Raw genomic sequence first — 17,362 nt, 5'->3', positions numbered from 1 at the left:
CGGAACCCGGTCGGCGCACCCGCCCGGGGGACGCGCTGTCCGGACCGCCGCCGCATGCCGCAACAATGGGAGGATGACCGACAGTCCCGCCCATCCGGCACCCCTCGCCGACCCGCACCTCGTCTACGACCCCGTCGCCGGCGACGGCCCCAAGGACGTGGTGATCCTCGGCTCCACCGGATCCATCGGCACCCAGGCCATCGACCTCGTGCTGCGCAACCCCGACCGCTTCCGGGTCACCGCCCTGTCCGCGAACGGCGGCCGGGTGGCCCTCCTCGCCGAGCAGGCGCACCGGCTGAGGGTGCGGACCGTGGCGGTCGCCCGCGAGGACGTCGTACCCGCGCTGCGCGAGGCGCTCGCCGCCGCGTACGGCACCGAGCCGCTGCCCGAGATCCTCGCCGGGCCCGACGCGGCCACCCAGGTCGCGGCCTCCGACTGCCACACCGTCCTGAACGGCATCACCGGCTCCATCGGCCTCGCGCCGACCCTCGCCGCCCTGGAGGCGGGCCGCACCCTCGCGCTCGCCAACAAGGAGTCGCTGATCGTCGGCGGCCCGCTGGTCACCGCGCTCGCCAAGCCCGGCCAGATCATCCCGGTGGACTCCGAGCACGCGGCCCTCTTCCAGGCCCTGGCCGCCGGCACCCGCGCCGATGTGCGCAAGCTCGTCGTCACGGCCTCCGGCGGCCCCTTCCGCGGCCGGACCAAGGCCGAGCTGGCCGGCGTCACCGTCCAGGACGCCCTCGCCCACCCCACCTGGGCGATGGGCCCGGTGATCACCGTGAACTCCGCCACCCTGGTCAACAAGGGACTGGAGGTCATCGAGGCCCACCTGCTGTACGACATCCCCTTCGACCGCATCGAGGTGGTCGTGCACCCCCAGTCGTACGTCCACTCGATGGTCGAGTTCACCGACGGGTCGACCATCGCCCAGGCGACGCCCCCCGACATGCGCGGGCCGATCGCCATCGGCCTCGGCTGGCCCGAACGCGTCCCCGACGCCGCGCCCGCCTTCGACTGGAGCAAGGCCTCCACCTGGGAGTTCTTCCCGCTGGACGAGGACGCCTTCCCCTCCGTGAACCTCGCCCGGCACGTGGGGCGGCTCGCGGGCACGGCCCCGGCGGTGTTCAATGCGGCCAACGAGGAGTGCGTCGCGGCCTTCCTGGACGGCGCGCTGCCCTTCAACGGGATCATGGAGACCGTCACCCGGGTGGTCGAGGAACACGGCACACCGGTCACGGGAACCTCGCTCACGGTGTCGGACGTCCTCGAAGCGGAGACCTGGGCCCGCGCCCGGGCCCGCGAACTCACAGCCACGACGGCGACCGCGGAGGCGCGTGCATGATGATCTTGATGTTCATCCTCGGCATACTGGTCTTCGTGGTGGGCCTGCTCGTCTCCATCGCCTGGCACGAGCTGGGGCACCTGTCCACGGCCAAACTCTTCGGCATCCGCGTGCCGCAGTACATGGTCGGCTTCGGCCCGACCATCTGGTCACGCAAGAAGGGTGAGACCGAGTACGGCATCAAGGCCATCCCGGCCGGCGGCTACATCCGCATGATCGGCATGTTCCCGCCCGACGAGCAGGGCCGGATCACCGCCCGCTCCACCTCCCCCTGGCGCAGCATGATCGAGGACGCCCGCGCGGCGTCCTACGAGGAGATCGGGCCCGGCGACGAGACGCGCATGTTCTACACGCGCAAACCGTGGAAGCGGGTCATCGTCATGTTCGCGGGGCCCTTCATGAACCTGGTCCTCGCGATCGGCCTGTTCTTCTCCGTGCTCATGGGCTTCGGCCTCGAGCAGCAGACCACCACCGTCGCCTCCGTCTCGCCCTGCGTCATCGCCCAGAGCGAGAACCGCGACACCTGCAAGAAGACCGACAAGCCCTCCCCGGCCCAGGCCGCCGGCCTCCAGCCGCGCGACAGGATCGTCTCCTTCGACGGCAGACCCACCAAGGACTGGGGCACCCTCTCGGACCTCATCCGGGACAGCGCGGGCAAGAACGTGCCCATCGTCGTCGAGCGCGACGGCAAGCGGCTGACCCTGCACGCCGACATCGCCACCAACCTGGTCGCCGAGAAGGACTCCAACGGCGGCTACGTCCAGGGCAAGTACGTCAAGGCCGGCTTCCTCGGCTTCGGCGCCGCCACCGGCGTGGTCAAGATGGACTTCGACGACTCCGTGTCCTGGATGACCGGCCGGGTCGGCGACGCCGTCGACTCCCTCGCCGCCCTGCCGAGCAAGATCCCCGCCCTGTGGGACGCCGCCTTCGGCGACGGCCCGCGCGAACCGGACTCCCCGGTGGGCATCGTCGGCGCCGCCCGCCTCACCGGCGACATCGCCACCCTTGACATCCCCGCCTCCCAGCAGGTCGCGATGTTCGTGATGACGCTCGGGATGTTCAACCTCTCCCTGTTCCTGTTCAACATGCTCCCGCTGCTCCCGCTGGACGGCGGGCACATCGCGGGCGCCCTGTGGGAGGCCCTGCGGCGAAATCTGGCCAAGGTGCTGCGCCGGCCCGACCCCGGTCCGTTCGACGTCGCCAAGCTGATGCCGGTGGCGTACGTGGTGGCCGGAATCTTCGTCTGCTTCACCGTCCTGGTGCTGATCGCGGACGTCGTCAACCCGGTGAAGATCTCCTAGCCACCCGGTGCTCACGCGGCCCGGAATCCCAAGCGGTTCCGGGCCGCCCGTGCGAGTGCGGGATGGCGGGTGTGATGTGTGGCGGGCGGCCCGGTGCCGTAATCTCGGACCCTGGAGCCCGCCGTTCACGGGACCCGGATCCTGAACCACGACTTGGGGTTGCACAGCAGATGACTGCGATTTCTCTCGGCATGCCGTCCGTTCCGACCAAGCTCGCCGAGCGCCGGAAGAGTCGGCAGATCCAGGTCGGAAGCGTGGCGGTCGGCGGGGACGCGCCGGTCTCGGTCCAGTCGATGACCACGACCCGTACGTCCGACATCGGCGCCACCCTCCAGCAGATCGCCGAGCTGACCGCCTCCGGCTGCCAGATCGTGCGTGTGGCGTGCCCCACCCAGGACGACGCGGACGCCCTCGCCACCATCGCGAAGAAGTCGCAGATCCCGGTCATCGCCGACATCCACTTCCAGCCCAAGTACGTGTTCGCCGCCATCGAGGCCGGCTGCGCCGCGGTCCGCGTCAACCCCGGCAACATCAAGCAGTTCGACGACAAGGTCAAGGAGATCGCCCAGGCCGCCAAGGACCACGGCACCCCGATCCGGATCGGCGTCAACGCCGGTTCCCTGGACCGCCGCCTGCTCCAGAAGTACGGCAAGGCCACCCCCGAGGCGCTGGTCGAGTCCGCCCTGTGGGAGGCGTCCCTCTTCGAGGAGCACGGCTTCCGGGACATCAAGATCTCCGTCAAGCACAACGACCCGGTCGTCATGATCGAGGCGTACCGCCAGCTCGCCGAGCAGTGCGACTACCCGCTGCACCTCGGCGTGACCGAGGCGGGCCCCGCCTTCCAGGGCACGGTCAAGTCGGCGGTCGCCTTCGGCGCGCTGCTGTCCCAGGGCATCGGCGACACCATCCGCGTGTCGCTGAGCGCGCCGCCCGTGGAGGAGATCAAGGTCGGCATCCAGATCCTGGAGTCCCTGAACCTGCGCCAGCGCGGCCTGGAGATCGTCTCCTGCCCGTCCTGCGGCCGGGCCCAGGTCGACGTCTACAAGCTCGCCGAAGAGGTCACGGCCGGCCTGACCGGCATGGAGGTCCCCCTCCGCGTCGCCGTCATGGGCTGCGTCGTCAACGGCCCCGGCGAGGCCCGCGAGGCCGACCTCGGCGTGGCCTCCGGCAACGGCAAGGGCCAGATCTTCGTCAAGGGCGAGGTCATCAAGACCGTCCCCGAGTCCAAGATCGTGGAGACCCTCATCGAGGAGGCCATGAAGCTGGCCGAGCAGATGGAGAAGGACGGCGTGACCTCCGGCGAGCCGTCGGTGTCGGTCGCGGGCTGACCCTCGTACGTTCTGTGAGTCCCGTCACCGCCCGGTGGCGGGACTCAGCCGTACCCCGGCCCGGACGGTCTTGCCGGGCTGCCTCGGCGCGACGCCCCACTTGTCTCCTGATTTTCATACAGTCAGGGAACGCGCCTCCAGGGGAGACCTCTTCCTGGGCAGCGAGAGATCCATGTGCCGGACGGCAGCGGGGTCACCTGCGACTCCCCGGCCCTGATCGTCCATCAGGTGGCGGATCACTCGTATCCGCCACCGGAGGACTGCCGCAGATCGGTCCCAGATCGATGGGGAGCGCTTCCCGGGCACCCGGGGTACAGTGCCGGGACCAGCAGAACCCCAGCGTGAGGCCCCGTAGTGTTGACCCAGACCACCACCCGGGTCCTGGAACCGAATGACCTGGACGCGGCGCTCGCCGTGCTCGACCGCGAGCCGGTCGCCAACGCCTTCGTGACGTCCCGGGTCCGGGCCGCCGGCCTGGACCCCTGGCGGCTCGGCGGCGAGATGTGGGGCTGGTACGAGGACGGCATGCTCACGTCCCTGTGCTACGCGGGCGCGAACCTCGTCCCCGTGTGCGCCACCCCGCGCGCCGTGCGCGCCTTCGCCGACCGCGCCCGCCGCGCCGGGCGCCGCTGCTCCTCCATCGTCGGTCCCGCCGGCGCCACCGCCGAGCTGTGGCGGCTGCTGGAGCCGCACTGGGGCCCGGCCCGCGACGTCCGCGCCCACCAGCCGCTGATGGTCACCGACCGCATGCCCGACGACATCGCCCCCGACCCGTACGTCCGCCGCGTCCGCAAGGACGAGATGGAGACGATCATGCCGGCGTGCGTGGCGATGTTCACCGAGGAGGTCGGCGTCTCCCCGCTGTCCGGCGACGGCGGCCTGCTCTACCAGGCCCGGGTCGCCGAACTCGTCGGCTCCGGCCGCTCCTTCGCCCGCGTGGACGAGCGGGGCCGGGTCGTCTTCAAGGCGGAGATCGGCGCCGCGACCCCGCAGGCCTGCCAGATCCAGGGCGTGTGGGTGGCCCCCGAGTACCGGGGGAGGGGCCTGGCGGCCCCCGGCATGGCCGCGGTGCTGCGCTACGCCCTCGCGGACGTCGCCCCCGTGGCGAGCCTCTACGTCAACGACTTCAACACCGCGGCGAGAAGGACGTACCGGCGCGTGGGCTTCGAAGAGGTCGGAGCCTTCATGAGTGTGCTGTTCTGACCCCCCTGTACGCTCCCCGCATGGACCCAGTGATCGGCCCCCTGGACCTCACCGCCCACGTGGACGAGGCGTTGGCCGTCCAAGCCCTCGCCTTCGGCCTGGGACCGGACGAGGTCGCCGTACGCCGGCAGATCGTCCAGCGCCACATGCAGTACCAGGGCGCGAGAGCCTACGGCGCGACCGCCGGCGGCCGGCTCGTCGGCTTCGTGTACGGCATGCCCAACAGCCGCACCCACTGGTGGTCCACCGTCGTGGAGCCCTATCTGCGCGCGAAGGGCAACGACTCCTGGCTCGACGACTCCTTCGTCATCACCGAGCTGCACGTCCACCCCGGCCACCAGAACCGGGGCATCGGCCGGAAGCTGCTCACCACCATCACGGACACCGCCGACGAACCCCGCTCGATCCTGTCCGCGATCGACGTCGACAGCCCGGCCCGGGGCCTGTACCACTCCCTCGGGTACACCGACCTCGCCCGCCAGGTGCACTTCCCGAGCGCGGCGCGCCCCTACGCCGTGATGGGCGCCCCGCTGCCGCTGCGCAGGCGTTAACCGATTTCCACCGGCACGGGCGGCCCGGATAACCTCCATGCCACCACCTTTATCCGGCAGGAGTACGAGAACCATGGCCAACGCACCGGTCCAGCGCATGTCCCAGTTGATGGCGAAGACGCTGCGCGACGACCCGGCGGACGCCGAGGTCCTCAGCCACAAGCTCCTCGTCCGCGCCGGCTACGTCCGCCGCACGGCGGCCGGCATCTGGAGCTGGCTGCCCCTCGGCAAGAAGGTCCTCGCGAACGTCGAACGCATCGTGCGCGAGGAGATGGACGCCATCGGCGCCCAGGAGGTCACCCTGCCCGCCCTGCTGCCCCGCGAGCCCTACGAGGCGACCGGCCGCTGGGACGAGTACGGCCAGGAGCTGTTCCGGCTCAAGGACCGCAAGGGCGGCGACTACCTCCTCGGCCCCACCCACGAGGAGATCTTCACCCTCCTGGTCAAGGACCAGTGCACGTCCTACAAGGACCTGCCGGTGATCCTCTACCAGATCCAGACCAAGTTCCGCGACGAGGCCCGCCCCCGCGCCGGCATCCTGCGCGGCCGCGAGTTCCTGATGAAGGACTCGTACTCCTTCGACCTGGACGACGAGGGCCTCGGCACCTCGTACGCCCTGCACCGCGAGGCCTACCAGCGGATCTTCGCCCGCCTCGGCCTCGACTACCGCATCTGCGCCGCCACCGCCGGCGCCATGGGCGGCTCCAAGTCCGAGGAGTTCCTCGCGCCCGCCGAGGCCGGCGAGGACACCTTCGCGGACTGCCCGAACTGCGACTTCGCCGCCAACACCGAGGCGATCACCTACCAGCTCACCCCGGTCGACGGCTCCGCCGTGCCCGCGCTGGAGGAGATCCCCACCCCGGACACCCCCACCATCGAGACGCTGGCCGCCTCGCTCGGCGTGCCCGCCTCCGCCACGCTGAAGAACCTGCTGGTCAAGGTGGACGGCGAGATCGTCGCCGTGGGTGTGCCCGGCGACCGCGAGGTGGACCTGGACAAGGTCGAGGCGCACTTCGCCCCGGCCGTCGTCGAGATGGTCACCGAGACCGACTTCGCCGCCCACCCCGAGCTGGTCCGCGGCTACGTCGGCCCGCAGGGCCTGGGCGAGAAGGTGAAGTACATCGCCGACCCGCGCGTGGCCCCCGGCACCGCCTGGATCACCGGCGCCAACAAGGAGCACACGCACGCGAAGAACGTCGTCGCCGGCCGTGACTTCGAGGTCGACGCGTACGTGGACGTCGTCGTGGTCCAGGAGGGCGACCCCTGCCCGCAGTGCGGCACCGGCCTGAAGCTGGACCGCGCCATCGAGATCGGCCACATCTTCCAGCTCGGCCGCAAGTACACCGACGCCCTCAAGCTGGACGTCCTCGGCCAGAACGGCAAGCCCGTCCGCGTCACCATGGGCTCCTACGGCGTCGGTGTCTCCCGTGCCGTCGCCGCGCTCGCCGAGCAGACCGCCGACGACAAGGGCCTGGTGTGGCCCAAGGAGGTCGCCCCGGCCGACGTGCACGTGGTCGCCGCCGGCAAGGCCCTCCAGACCGAGCTGGCGCTCGACGTCGCCGGGAAGCTCGCCGCCGCGGGCGTCCGCGTCCTGGTGGACGACCGGGCCGGGGTCTCCCCGGGCGTGAAGTTCACCGACTCCGAGCTGATCGGCGTGCCCCAGATCCTGGTGGCCGGCCGCCGCGCCGCCGAGGGCGTGCTGGAGCTGAAGGACCGCAGGACCGGCGAGCGCGAGGAACTGACGGTCGAGGAAGCCATCGCCCGCCTGACGGCCTGACCCCCGGCCCGGCCTACCGCCGACCGCCTGACCTACCGACGACGCCCCCGGGGACTTCCCCGGGGGCGTCGTCGGTAGGCCGCCGCACCGGCCGGTAGTCGGTCGGCCGTGTCTCGGGTCAGTCGCCCCTTCGGCCAGCCGCCGCTGTGGTCAGTCGTCCTAGGCCGGCTGCCGTTTCGGTCTGCCGTCGCGACGGTCGGCCGTGCCGGGGTCCGCGCCGCTGCGGCCAGTCTTCCTACGGCCGGTGATTTCTCCTGGCAGCCGTCGCCGCAGTCAGCCGCCGCTCGGGTCGGCCGCCGCTACGGACAGTCGTGCCGCGGGCGTCGCCACTCAGGCCGGCCGTGGCTACGCGTCGGCCCTCGCTACAGCCAGCCCGCGAACTCCAGCAGCAGTTCCGCGTCCGCCGGCCGGCCCACGCGGAGCGCCCGGACCCCGGACTCCACCGCTCGGAACAGCGTCCAGCCGTGCAGCCGGTCCTGGTCCACCTCCAGCGACTCCGCGAGCCGCTTGATCCGGCGCCGGGTGGTCGAGGGGCCGGACGGCTGCGCGATCAGGTCCTCCACCCGGTCCCGGACCAGCCGCGCCAGATCGAAGGCGCTCTCGCCGACCACCGGGTCCGGTCCCACCGCCAGCCACGGCATCCGCTCGCCCGACAGCACCTTGCTCTGCCGGAACGTGCCGTGCAGCAGCCGGTCCTCGGGCGGCGCGGACAGCAGCTCCTCGCGGGCGGTGAGGGCCGCCTCCACCAGCGGGGCCACCTCCGGCTCGGCCGCCGCGCTCGCCCGCATGGCCGCCGCCTGCCGCCCGGTGCGCTCGGCGACGGTCTCGAAGACATGCCCGGCCGGCGGCTCCACCCACAGCCTGCGCAGCGTCCCCGCCGCCTCCAGCAGCGCCTTCGCCTCCGGCAGCGAACGCACCGACACGTCCGGGTGCAGCCGCTCCAGCAGCAGCGCCCCGTCCTGCGTGCCGTCCTCCAGCAGGTGTACGGCGCCCAGCCCGGCCCAGTGCGCCAGCGCGGCCCGCTCGCTCTCCGGGCGGGCCCGGGGCGGCGCCAGCTTCAGCACGGCCGGGGTGCCGTCCGGCCGCCGTACCAGCACCACCAGGCTGCTGCGCCCGCCCGGCAGTTGCACCCGCTCGACGGTCAACCCGCGCCGGGCGACGGCCTCCTCGGCCGCCGAGGGCAGCCGCGCCAGCCAGTCGTCCCCGGCCGGTGCCGTCTCACCGAGCGCCCGCACCAGCCGCGGCGGCGCTTCCCAAGCCATGCGCGAGTCGTTCCCTTCGTGTGGGTCTTCACCGGCCCCCGGTCCGTCCTCCAACGGGTGTGCGGGCCGTGTACCGGTGCCTCAGTGCCTTGCCGGGGCCGTGGCGGACGCGGAGGCCGAGGGGGTCGTGCCGGCCGCGCCCGTCAGCTCGTCGGTCCGCTCCCCGGACCGTTCGGCGAGCCCAGGGAAGGCTACGCTCCCCCCGCTCCAGCGCACCGCCCGCACCGCGGCCTCCCGCAGCGCCCCGGCCGCGTCGGCCCGCCGCGCGCCGGTCGCCGCCCGCACCAGGTCCGCGTAGACCCCGGCCACCCGCTCCTCCAGCCGCGCGGCCAGCCGTGCCGCCGCCGCGCCGTCCCCGACCGGGAACGGAAGCTCGTACGCGGCGCTCGCGGCGACCGGGACGGCACCCAGGTCGCGTACCGCGCGGACCAGCGCGTCCCGGCGCGCCCGGTGGGCGTCGTACGCCGTCCGCGCCTCGGCCCGGCGCCGCTCGCCGATCCGCCCGCCCACGACCCCGTAGCCGTACACCGCCGCGTGCTCCGCCGCCAGCGCCGCCTGGAGCGCGGTCACCTCGGGCCGCTCCGTCTCCTCGCTCACCGGGCTCCCTCCGTCAGCAGGTACGCGTGCGCGGCCCCGGCCGCCGCGACCGACGCCAGCAGCCGTGCCAGCTCACCCGGCACGTCCAGCAGCTCCTTGGCCCGCCGGTCGGCCAGCAGGCGCTCGGCGGCGGCCAGTTGGGCCACCGCGTCCTTCTCGGCGGCGGGCACGGGCGCGGCCGGGGGCTTCGACGCCGACGGTGAGGGCGCCGACGGTGAGGGCGCCGTGCCGTCCTCGAACGCCGCCGCGTGCGCCGCGACCTGGGCCCGCAGCGGGCGCAGCCGGCCGGTCAGGGCGGGATGCGCGGAGAGCACGGCGTCGTAACGCGCCAGCAGCCCCCGGCTGTCCCGCGCCGCACGCGCGCGTGCCCGCGCGACGGCCCGCGCGCCGTCGTCGCCGGCGTCCGCCCCGGCCGAACAACCGGTCAGCAGGGCGGCGCCGGCGGCCGAGGCGAGCAGGGTTCTTCTGCGCGGCCCCGAGGGGGTGCGCGACGGCGGTGGGTACGGCACGGCTGACGTCCTCGGGGTGCTTGTACGAACACACGGGCGGGAAAGCGCCCGCCGTTGATCACCGTACCCGCGCGGGCGCCCGCCGCATGTCACCGGCTCGGCGGGCCACCCGGGAGCACGCGGCCGGGTCGGCACGCGGCCCCGGCCTCCTGCTGCGAAGCACCCCCCGCCGGAGGCAGTACCCTTTGACCTGACACGCGACCCATCCCACAACAGCACACGCGGCCGAGGAGTCACCCGGATGAGCACCACCCAGAGCGAGAGGCTGCGAGAGCTGCTGGAACCGCTCGTCACCTCCCATGGGCTGGATCTCGAAGAGATCGCCGTGGACTCCGTAGGACGCAAGCGGGTGCTGCGCGTCGTGGTCGACTCCGACACCGGAGCGGACCTGGACCGGATCGCCGATGTGAGCCGCGCGCTCTCGGCGAAGCTGGACGAGACCAACGCGATGGGCGACGACGCGTACGACCTGGAGGTCGGAACCCCTGGCGCGGAGCGCCTCCTCACCGAGCACCGGCACTTCGTGCGCGCCACCGACCGGCTCGTGAAGTTCCAGCTCGCGGAGGGCGGCGAACTGGTCGCGCGGATCCTGGAGGTCGACGACGAGGGCGTCGACGTGGAGGTGCCCGGGGTGAAGGGCCGCAAGGCCACCACCCGCAGGCTCGGCTTCCCGGAGATCGCCAAGGCGCGCGTGCAGGTCGAGTTCAACCGCAAGGACAGCAAGGACAGCAAGAAGGACATGAAGGAAGAGGAGGAGGCGTAGCCGTGGACATCGACATGAGCGCCCTGCGGGGCTTGGTCCGGGAGAAGGAGATCTCCTTCGACCTGCTGGTCGGGGCGATCGAGTCGGCCCTCCTCATCGCCTACCACCGCACCGAGGGAAGCCGCCGACACGCGCGCGTGGAGCTCAACCGGGAGACCGGGCATGTGACCGTGTGGGCGAAGGAGGACCCCGAGGACCTCACCGAGGGCCAGGAGGCCCGCGAGTTCGACGACACGCCGTCCGGTTTCGGCCGTATCGCCGCCACCACCGCCAAGCAGGTGATCCTGCAGCGGCTGCGCGACGCCGAGGACGACGCGACGCTCGGCGAGTACGCCGGCCGCGAGGGCGACATCGTCACCGGCGTGGTCCAGCAGGGCCGCGACCCGAAGAACGTGCTCGTGGACATCGGCAAGCTGGAGGCCATCCTGCCGGTGCAGGAGCAGGTGCCCGGCGAGACGTACCCGCACGGCATGCGCCTGAGGTCGTACGTGGTCCGCGTGGCCAAGGGCGTGCGCGGCCCGTCCGTGACCCTCTCGCGCACCCACCCCAACCTGGTGAAGAAGCTGTTCGCCCTGGAGGTGCCGGAGATCGCCGACGGCTCGGTGGAGATCGCCGCCATCGCCCGTGAGGCCGGTCACCGCACCAAGATCGCCGTACGGTCCACCCGTTCGGGCCTGAACGCCAAGGGCGCCTGCATCGGCCCCATGGGCGGCCGGGTGCGCAACGTGATGGGCGAGCTGAACGGTGAGAAGATCGACATCGTCGACTGGTCGGACGATCCGGCGGAGATGGTCGCGAACGCCCTGTCACCCGCTCGGGTGAGCAAGGTGGAGGTCGTGGACCTGGCCGCCCGCTCCGCACGGGTGACCGTGCCGGACTACCAGCTGTCGCTGGCGATCGGCAAGGAGGGCCAGAACGCCCGCCTCGCCGCCCGCCTCACCGGCTGGAGGATCGATATCCGGCCAGACACCGAGCAGGCGGGCGCGTAGCCGCACACGCACCCGGGGGAGCCCGGACCAGCCCCGGAGCCGCCCGGCGGACCCCGGGGCCGGGGAATGGATCCCGGACGCCCGACGCTGAGATCACGACAACAGCCGTTCGATTCTTGCCCCAAAGGGGTGAGGTCGGTACGGGGAGGTAGACTTAACCGTGTCTGGCCGGACGCACGCCCGAGCATGCCCTGAACGCACCTGTGTGGGGTGTCGGGAGCGGGCGGCCAAGAACGATCTCCTGCGGATCGTGAAGATCGAGGATGCATGCGTCCCCGATCCTCGCGGTACGCTGCCCGGCCGGGGTGTCTACGTGCACCCCGCCCTGGTCTGTCTCGACCAGGCGGTACGCCGCCGGGCGTTCCCGCGGGCACTGCGCGTCCCGGGACCGCTCGACACAAAGGCGTTGCGCCAATACGTCGAGCAGACAACAGTTGCCGAGCAGGCAACGACGTAAGACGTGCCGTACGGAACCCCGTGCGGCCTGGTACCTCGCGAGTCGAAAGCAGGTCGAGATTGCGATGAGCACTCGATGAGTACGCGATGAGTACGCCCATGAACTAGCGACGGTCCGGCTTCAACCCGGACCTCAAAGGAGCGAAGTGGCTAAGGTCCGGGTATACGAACTCGCCAAGGAGTTCGGTGTAGAGAGCAAGGTCGTCATGGCCAAGCTCCAGGAACTCGGTGAATTCGTCCGTTCGGCGTCTTCGACCATCGAAGCGCCGGTTGTACGCAAGCTGACCGACGCCTTCCAGGGCGGTGGCAGCGGCAAGTCCGCGAAGCCCGCCCCGCGCAAGGCCTCCCCCAAGCCCGCCGCGCCCTCCCCGGCGCAGGCGGCACGTCCCGCTGCCCCGGCCCCGCGGCCGGCTGCGGCTCCCAAGCCCCCGACGGCGCCCGCTGCCCCGCAGCCGGCCGCCCCGTCGGCCCCCGCGGCGTCCGCGCCGGCCCCGGCCGCCCCGGGTCCGCGCCCGGTGCCCGGCCCCAAGCCCGCGCCGCGCCCGGCCCCGGCCGCCCCGGAGTTCACCGCTCCGCCGGCCGCCCCGGCCGCGCAGACCCCGCAGGCTCCGGCCGCCCAGGGTCCGCGTCCCGGCGGCGCCCGTCCCGGTGCCCCGAAGCCCGGCGGCTCCCGTCCCGCTCCCGGCCAGGGCCAGGCGTCCCGTCCGGGCCAGGGCGGTCAGCGTCCCGGCGGCCAGGCCCCGCGTCCGGGTGCCCGTCCGGCCGGTCCGCGCCCGGGCAACAACCCCTTCACGTCCGGCGGCAACGCCGGCATGGCCCGCCCGCAGGCCCCGCGCCCGCAGGGCGGTCCGCGTCCTGGCCCCGGCGGTCCCGGCGGCGCCCCCCGTCCGCAGGCGCCCGGCGCCCAGGGCGGCGGTCCGCGTCCGCAGGCTGCCGGCGGCGCGCGTCCGTCGCCGGCCGGCATGCCCCGCCCGCAGGGCGGCCCGCGTCCCGGCCCGGCCGGTCCGCGTCCGAACCCCGGCATGATGCCGCAGCGTCCCGCTGCCGGCCCGCGTCCCGGCCCCGGTGGCGGCGGTCGCGGTCCCGGTGCCGGCGGTCGTCCCGGTGGCGGCGGCGGTCGTCCCGGCGGCGGCTTCGCCGGTCGTCCCGGTGGTGGCGGTGGCGGTTTCGCCGGCCGTCCGGCCGGTCCCGGTGGCGGCGGCGGTGGCTTCGCCGGCCGTCCGGGTGGTCCCGGCGGTGGCGGCGGTGGCCGTCCCGGCTTCGGCGGCCGTCCCGGCGGTCCCGGTGGCCGCGGTGGCACGCAGGGTGCCTTCGGCCGTCCCGGCGGTCCGGCGCGTCGTGGCCGCAAGTCGAAGCGGCAGCGGCGCCAGGAGTACGAGGCCATGCAGGCCCCGAGCGTCGGCGGCGTGATGCTGCCGCGCGGCAACGGCGAGACCATCCGTCTCTCCCGTGGCGCGTCGCTCACCGACTTCGCGGAGAAGATCAACGCCAACCCGGCGTCCCTCGTCGCGGTCATGATGAACCTCGGCGAGATGGTCACCGCGACCCAGTCCGTCTCCGACGAGACCCTCCAGCTCCTCGCCGACGAGATGAACTACTCGGTTCAGATCGTCAGCCCGGAGGAGGAGGACCGCGAGCTGCTCGAGTCCTTCGACATCGAGTTCGGCGAGGACGAGGGCGACGAGGAGGACCTGGTGGTCCGCCCGCCGGTCGTCACCGTCATGGGTCACGTCGACCACGGCAAGACCCGACTGCTCGACGCGATCCGCAAGACGAACGTCATCGCGGGCGAGGCCGGCGGCATCACCCAGCACATCGGTGCCTACCAGGTCGCGACCGAGGTCAACGGCGAGGACCGCAAGATCACCTTCATCGACACCCCGGGTCACGAGGCGTTCACCGCCATGCGTGCCCGTGGTGCGAAGTCGACCGACATCGCGATCCTGGTCGTCGCGGCCAACGACGGCGTCATGCCGCAGACGGTCGAGGCGCTCAACCACGCCAAGGCGGCCGACGTGCCGATCGTGGTCGCGGTCAACAAGATCGACGTCGAGGGTGCCGACCCGACCAAGGTGCGCGGTCAGCTGACCGAGTACGGCCTGGTGGCCGAGGAGTACGGCGGCGACACCATGTTCGTCGACATCTCCGCCAAGCAGGGTCTGCACATCGACTCGCTGCTGGAGGCCGTGATCCTCACGGCCGACGCCTCGCTCGACCTGCGGGCCAACCCGAACCAGGACGCGCAGGGCATCTCGATCGAGTCCCGTCTCGACCGCGGCCGCGGTGCCGTGGCGACGGTCCTCGTCCAGCGAGGCACCCTGCGGGTCGGCGACACGATGGTCGTGGGCGACGCCTACGGCCGGGTCCGCGCCATGCTCGACGACAACGGCAACAACGTCGCCGAGGCCGGCCCGTCGACGCCGGTCCAGGTCCTGGGCCTGACCAACGTCCCGGGCGCGGGCGACAACTTCCTGGTGGTCGACGAGGACCGTACGGCCCGTCAGATCGCCGAGAAGCGCGCCGCCCGCGAGCGCAACGCGGCCTTCGCCAAGCGCACGCGCCGTGTGTCGCTCGAGGACCTGGACAAGGTGCTCAAGGCCGGCGAGGTCCAGCAGCTGAACCTGATCATCAAGGGTGACGCCTCTGGTTCCGTCGAGGCCCTCGAGTCCTCCCTGCTCCAGCTGGACGTCGGCGAAGAGGTCGACATCCGCGTCCTGCACCGCGGCGTCGGTGCGGTCACGGAGTCCGACATCGACCTGGCGATGGGCTCCGACGCCATCGTCATCGGCTTCAACGTCCGTGCGGCCGGCCGTGCCGCGCAGATGGCGGAGCGCGAGGGCGTGGACGTCCGGTACTACTCGGTCATCTACCAGGCGATCGAGGAGATCGAGGCGGCCCTGAAGGGCATGCTGAAGCCGGAGTACGAGGAGGTCGAGCTCGGCACGGCGGAGATCCGCGAGGTCTTCAAGTCGTCCAAGCTGGGCAACATCGCCGGTGTGCTCATCCGGTCGGGCGAGGTCAAGCGCAACACCAAGGCGCGCCTCATCCGCGACGGCAAGGTCGTCGCGGAGAACCTCACCATCGAGGGCCTGCGTCGCTTCAAGGACGACGTCACCGAGATCCGCGAAGGCTACGAGGGCGGTATCAACCTCGGCAACTTCAACGACATCAAGGTCGACGACGTCATCGCGACGTACGAGATGCGCGAGAAGCCGCGGGCGTAACGGCCCACGGCATCCGAAGCTGGCCGGCGGGATCACGGTCCCGCCGGCCAGCGCGCCGTTTTCCGGGCGGCGCGGCGGCTCCGGGGGCCGGGAAACCCGGTCGAGCCGCCGTCGGGCACGGGGTAACGTGGCTCCAGGCCATCGATCCCGTACCGGCGGGTAAACCCGGCACACACATGTACGTGGGGACTCTGTCCTTCGACCTCCTCCTCGGCGACGTCCACTCGCTGAAGGAGAAGCGCTCCGTCGTCCGCCCGATCGTCGCCGAGCTCCAGCGGAAGTACGCCGTGAGCGCGGCCGAGGTGGACCACATGAACCTCCATCGGCGGGCGGTCATCGGCCTCGCCGTGGTCTCCGGTGACGCGACGCACCTCACCGACGTACTGGACCGGTGCGAACGGCTGGTCGCCGCCCGCCCCGAGGTGGAGCTGCTGTCGGTCCGACGCCGCTTCCACGGCGAAGACGACTGACGACGACCAGACCACAGAACGCAAGCAAGCAGAAAGAACGGGAGACGGACCAGTGGCCGACAACGCGCGGGCGAAAAGGCTGGCGGACCTCATCCGGGAGGTGGTGGCCCAGAAGCTGCAGCGCGGGATCAAGGACCCGCGGCTCGGCTCACACGTCACCATCACGGACACCCGGGTCACGGGTGACCTGCGGGAGGCGACCGTCTTCTACACGGTCTACGGCGACGAAGAGGAGCGGAAGGCCGCCGCGGCGGGCCTGGAGAGCGCCAAGGGCATCCTGCGCTCCGAGGTGGGCCGGGCGGCCGGGGTGAAGTTCACCCCCACCCTGACCTTCGTCGCGGACGCCCTGCCGGACACCGCCCGGACCATCGAGGACCTCCTCGACAAGGCCCGGCAGTCCGACGAGAAGGTGCGCGAGGCGGCCACCGGCGCCACGTACGCCGCCGGCGCCGACCCCTACCGCAAGCCGGCGGACGACGAGACCGACACGGACGGCGACGCCACCGAATGACCCAGAAGCACACCACGCCCGACGGCCTCGTCATCGTCGACAAGCCGTCGGGCTTCACTTCGCACGACGTGGTCGCCAAGATGCGCGGGATCGCCCGGACCCGCCGCGTCGGCCACGCCGGCACCCTCGACCCGATGGCGACCGGCGTCCTGGTCCTCGGGATCGAGCGCGCCACCAAGCTCCTCGGACACCTCGCGCTCACCGAGAAGGAGTACCTGGGCACCGTCCGCCTGGGCCAGACCACCGTCACCGACGACGCCGAGGGCGAGATCACCTCGTCCACCGACGCCTCCAAGGTGACCCGGGACGCCATCGACGCGGGCATCGGCAAGCTCACCGGCGACATCATGCAGGTGCCGTCCAAGGTCAGCGCGATCAAGATCGACGGCGTACGGTCGTACAAGCGGGCCCGCGAGGGCGAGGACTTCGAGATCCCCGCCCGCCCGGTGACCGTCTCCTCCTTCGCGGTGTACGACGTCCGGGACGCGGTCGCCGAGGACGGCACGCCCGTGCTCGACCTGGTGGTGTCGGTGGTCTGCTCCTCCGGCACCTACATCCGCGCCCTCGCCCGTGACCTGGGCGCCGACCTCGGCGTCGGCGGCCACCTCACCGCCCTGCGCCGCACCCGGGTCGGCCCCTACAAGCTGGACACGGCCAGGACGCTGGACCAGCTCCAGCAGGAGCTGACCGTGATGCCGGTCGCCGAGGCCGCGGGCGCCGCGTTCCGGCGCTGGCAGGTCGACGCCAAGCGGGCCCGGCTGCTGCTGAACGGCGTCCGGCTGGAGATCCCCGAGGAGTACGCGGGAGCCGGTCCGGTGGCCGTGTTCGACCCCGAGGACCGCTTCCTGGCGCTCGTGGAGGAGCACCGGGGCAAGGCCAAGAGCCTGGCCGTCTTCGGCTGAGCCTGATGAGCCTGAGCCCGGCCGGAGCGCCGTAGCGGCCGTGTCACGGCCGTCGTGGGGCCTCCGGTGTGCTGTTTCCACCGTGAGGCCTCGGCCGCGCTGTTTCCGCCGTGGAGCGGCGGCCGGCCGTCGGCCGGGCCCTGCCGCCGCTCCACGGTCCCCCTCTTCCCCCACCCC

Annotated in this window: 16 protein-coding genes; 13 read left to right on the top strand and 3 right to left on the bottom strand. The window is 72.4% G+C overall.

Going from position 1 to position 17,362, the window contains the following annotated elements; genetic code table 11:
* Positions 1–73: 73 nt before the first annotated feature.
* The 6 genes from dxr to AB0E62_RS17240 all read left to right on the top strand — a co-directional run bounded on the left by dxr (position 74) and on the right by AB0E62_RS17240 (position 7,502).
* Entirely contained in the window at positions 74–1,342 is a 1,269-nt protein-coding gene (gene dxr / locus AB0E62_RS17265; protein ID WP_362193614.1) for a 1-deoxy-D-xylulose-5-phosphate reductoisomerase, read from the top strand.
* Entirely contained in the window at positions 1,339–2,643 is a 1,305-nt protein-coding gene (locus AB0E62_RS17260; RefSeq protein ID WP_362193611.1) for a site-2 protease family protein, read from the top strand. The genes dxr and AB0E62_RS17260 overlap by 4 nt, the downstream gene beginning before the upstream one ends.
* Positions 2,644–2,813: 170 nt before the next feature.
* Positions 2,814–3,971 (top strand): flavodoxin-dependent (E)-4-hydroxy-3-methylbut-2-enyl-diphosphate synthase, encoded by a 1,158-nt coding sequence (gene ispG, locus AB0E62_RS17255; RefSeq protein ID WP_362193608.1) that lies wholly within the window; start codon positions 2,814–2,816, stop codon positions 3,969–3,971.
* A 354-nt stretch (positions 3,972–4,325) separates the two neighbouring features.
* Positions 4,326–5,174: a GNAT family N-acetyltransferase gene (locus AB0E62_RS17250; RefSeq protein ID WP_362193605.1), complete on the top strand. Its 849-nt coding sequence runs from the start codon at positions 4,326–4,328 to the stop codon at positions 5,172–5,174.
* Positions 5,175–5,194: 20 nt separating this feature from the next.
* The gene (locus AB0E62_RS17245) at positions 5,195–5,725 is read left to right on the top strand and encodes a GNAT family N-acetyltransferase (protein WP_362193602.1); all 531 of its coding nucleotides are present in this window, start codon (positions 5,195–5,197) and stop codon (positions 5,723–5,725) included.
* Positions 5,726–5,798: 73 nt separating this feature from the next.
* Entirely contained in the window at positions 5,799–7,502 is a 1,704-nt protein-coding gene (locus AB0E62_RS17240) for a proline--tRNA ligase (protein ID WP_362193599.1), read from the top strand.
* Between the two features lie 362 nt (positions 7,503–7,864).
* Here AB0E62_RS17240 and AB0E62_RS17235 read toward each other — a convergent pair whose 3' ends face one another.
* The 3 genes from AB0E62_RS17235 to AB0E62_RS17225 all read right to left on the bottom strand — a co-directional run bounded on the left by AB0E62_RS17235 (position 7,865) and on the right by AB0E62_RS17225 (position 9,870).
* Positions 7,865–8,764 (bottom strand): aminoglycoside phosphotransferase family protein, encoded by a 900-nt coding sequence (locus tag AB0E62_RS17235; protein ID WP_362193596.1) that lies wholly within the window; start codon positions 8,762–8,764, stop codon positions 7,865–7,867.
* Between the two features lie 81 nt (positions 8,765–8,845).
* On the bottom strand, positions 8,846–9,361 hold the full coding sequence (locus AB0E62_RS17230; protein WP_362193593.1) for a ferritin-like domain-containing protein: 516 nt from the start codon (positions 9,359–9,361) through the stop codon (positions 8,846–8,848).
* Positions 9,358–9,870 carry a hypothetical protein gene (locus AB0E62_RS17225; protein ID WP_362193590.1) on the bottom strand — a complete coding sequence of 171 codons (513 nt, stop codon included), beginning with the start codon at positions 9,868–9,870 and terminating at the stop codon, positions 9,358–9,360. The genes AB0E62_RS17230 and AB0E62_RS17225 overlap by 4 nt, the downstream gene beginning before the upstream one ends.
* Before the next feature lie 241 nt (positions 9,871–10,111).
* On the opposite strand from AB0E62_RS17225, the gene rimP reads away from it, so the two are divergent.
* The 7 genes from rimP (at position 10,112) to truB (ending at position 17,185) form a co-directional block, all read left to right on the top strand.
* Complete coding sequence (gene rimP, locus AB0E62_RS17220; RefSeq protein ID WP_362193587.1) at positions 10,112–10,633, top strand: ribosome maturation factor RimP; 522 nt, start codon at positions 10,112–10,114, stop codon at positions 10,631–10,633.
* A 2-nt stretch (positions 10,634–10,635) separates the two neighbouring features.
* The gene (nusA, locus tag AB0E62_RS17215) at positions 10,636–11,622 is read left to right on the top strand and encodes a transcription termination factor NusA (RefSeq protein WP_362193584.1); all 987 of its coding nucleotides are present in this window, start codon (positions 10,636–10,638) and stop codon (positions 11,620–11,622) included.
* A gap of 160 nt (positions 11,623–11,782) precedes the next feature.
* The gene (locus tag AB0E62_RS17210) at positions 11,783–12,079 is read left to right on the top strand and encodes a YlxR family protein (protein ID WP_362193581.1); all 297 of its coding nucleotides are present in this window, start codon (positions 11,783–11,785) and stop codon (positions 12,077–12,079) included.
* 145 nt (positions 12,080–12,224) lie between these two features.
* A complete protein-coding gene (infB, locus tag AB0E62_RS17205) occupies positions 12,225–15,302 on the top strand; it encodes a translation initiation factor IF-2 (RefSeq protein ID WP_362193578.1) in 3,078 nt (1,025 codons plus the stop codon).
* Between the two features lie 176 nt (positions 15,303–15,478).
* Positions 15,479–15,772, top strand: a complete 294-nt coding sequence (locus AB0E62_RS17200; protein WP_362193575.1) for a DUF503 domain-containing protein — start codon at positions 15,479–15,481, stop codon at positions 15,770–15,772.
* Between the two features lie 52 nt (positions 15,773–15,824).
* Complete coding sequence (rbfA, locus tag AB0E62_RS17195) at positions 15,825–16,283, top strand: 30S ribosome-binding factor RbfA (RefSeq protein ID WP_362193572.1); 459 nt, start codon at positions 15,825–15,827, stop codon at positions 16,281–16,283.
* Positions 16,280–17,185 (top strand): tRNA pseudouridine(55) synthase TruB, encoded by a 906-nt coding sequence (gene truB, locus AB0E62_RS17190; protein WP_362193569.1) that lies wholly within the window; start codon positions 16,280–16,282, stop codon positions 17,183–17,185. Before rbfA ends, truB begins: the two co-directional genes overlap by 4 nt.
* The last annotated feature ends 177 nt before the right edge of the window (positions 17,186–17,362 follow it).

It is taken from the genome of Streptomyces sp. NPDC038707 (genome assembly GCF_040636485.1).
Lineage (GTDB): Bacteria > Actinomycetota > Actinomycetes > Streptomycetales > Streptomycetaceae > Streptomyces.
The sequence above is the reverse complement of the archived record's forward strand: the minus strand, read 5'-3'. Positions and strand labels throughout refer to the sequence as shown.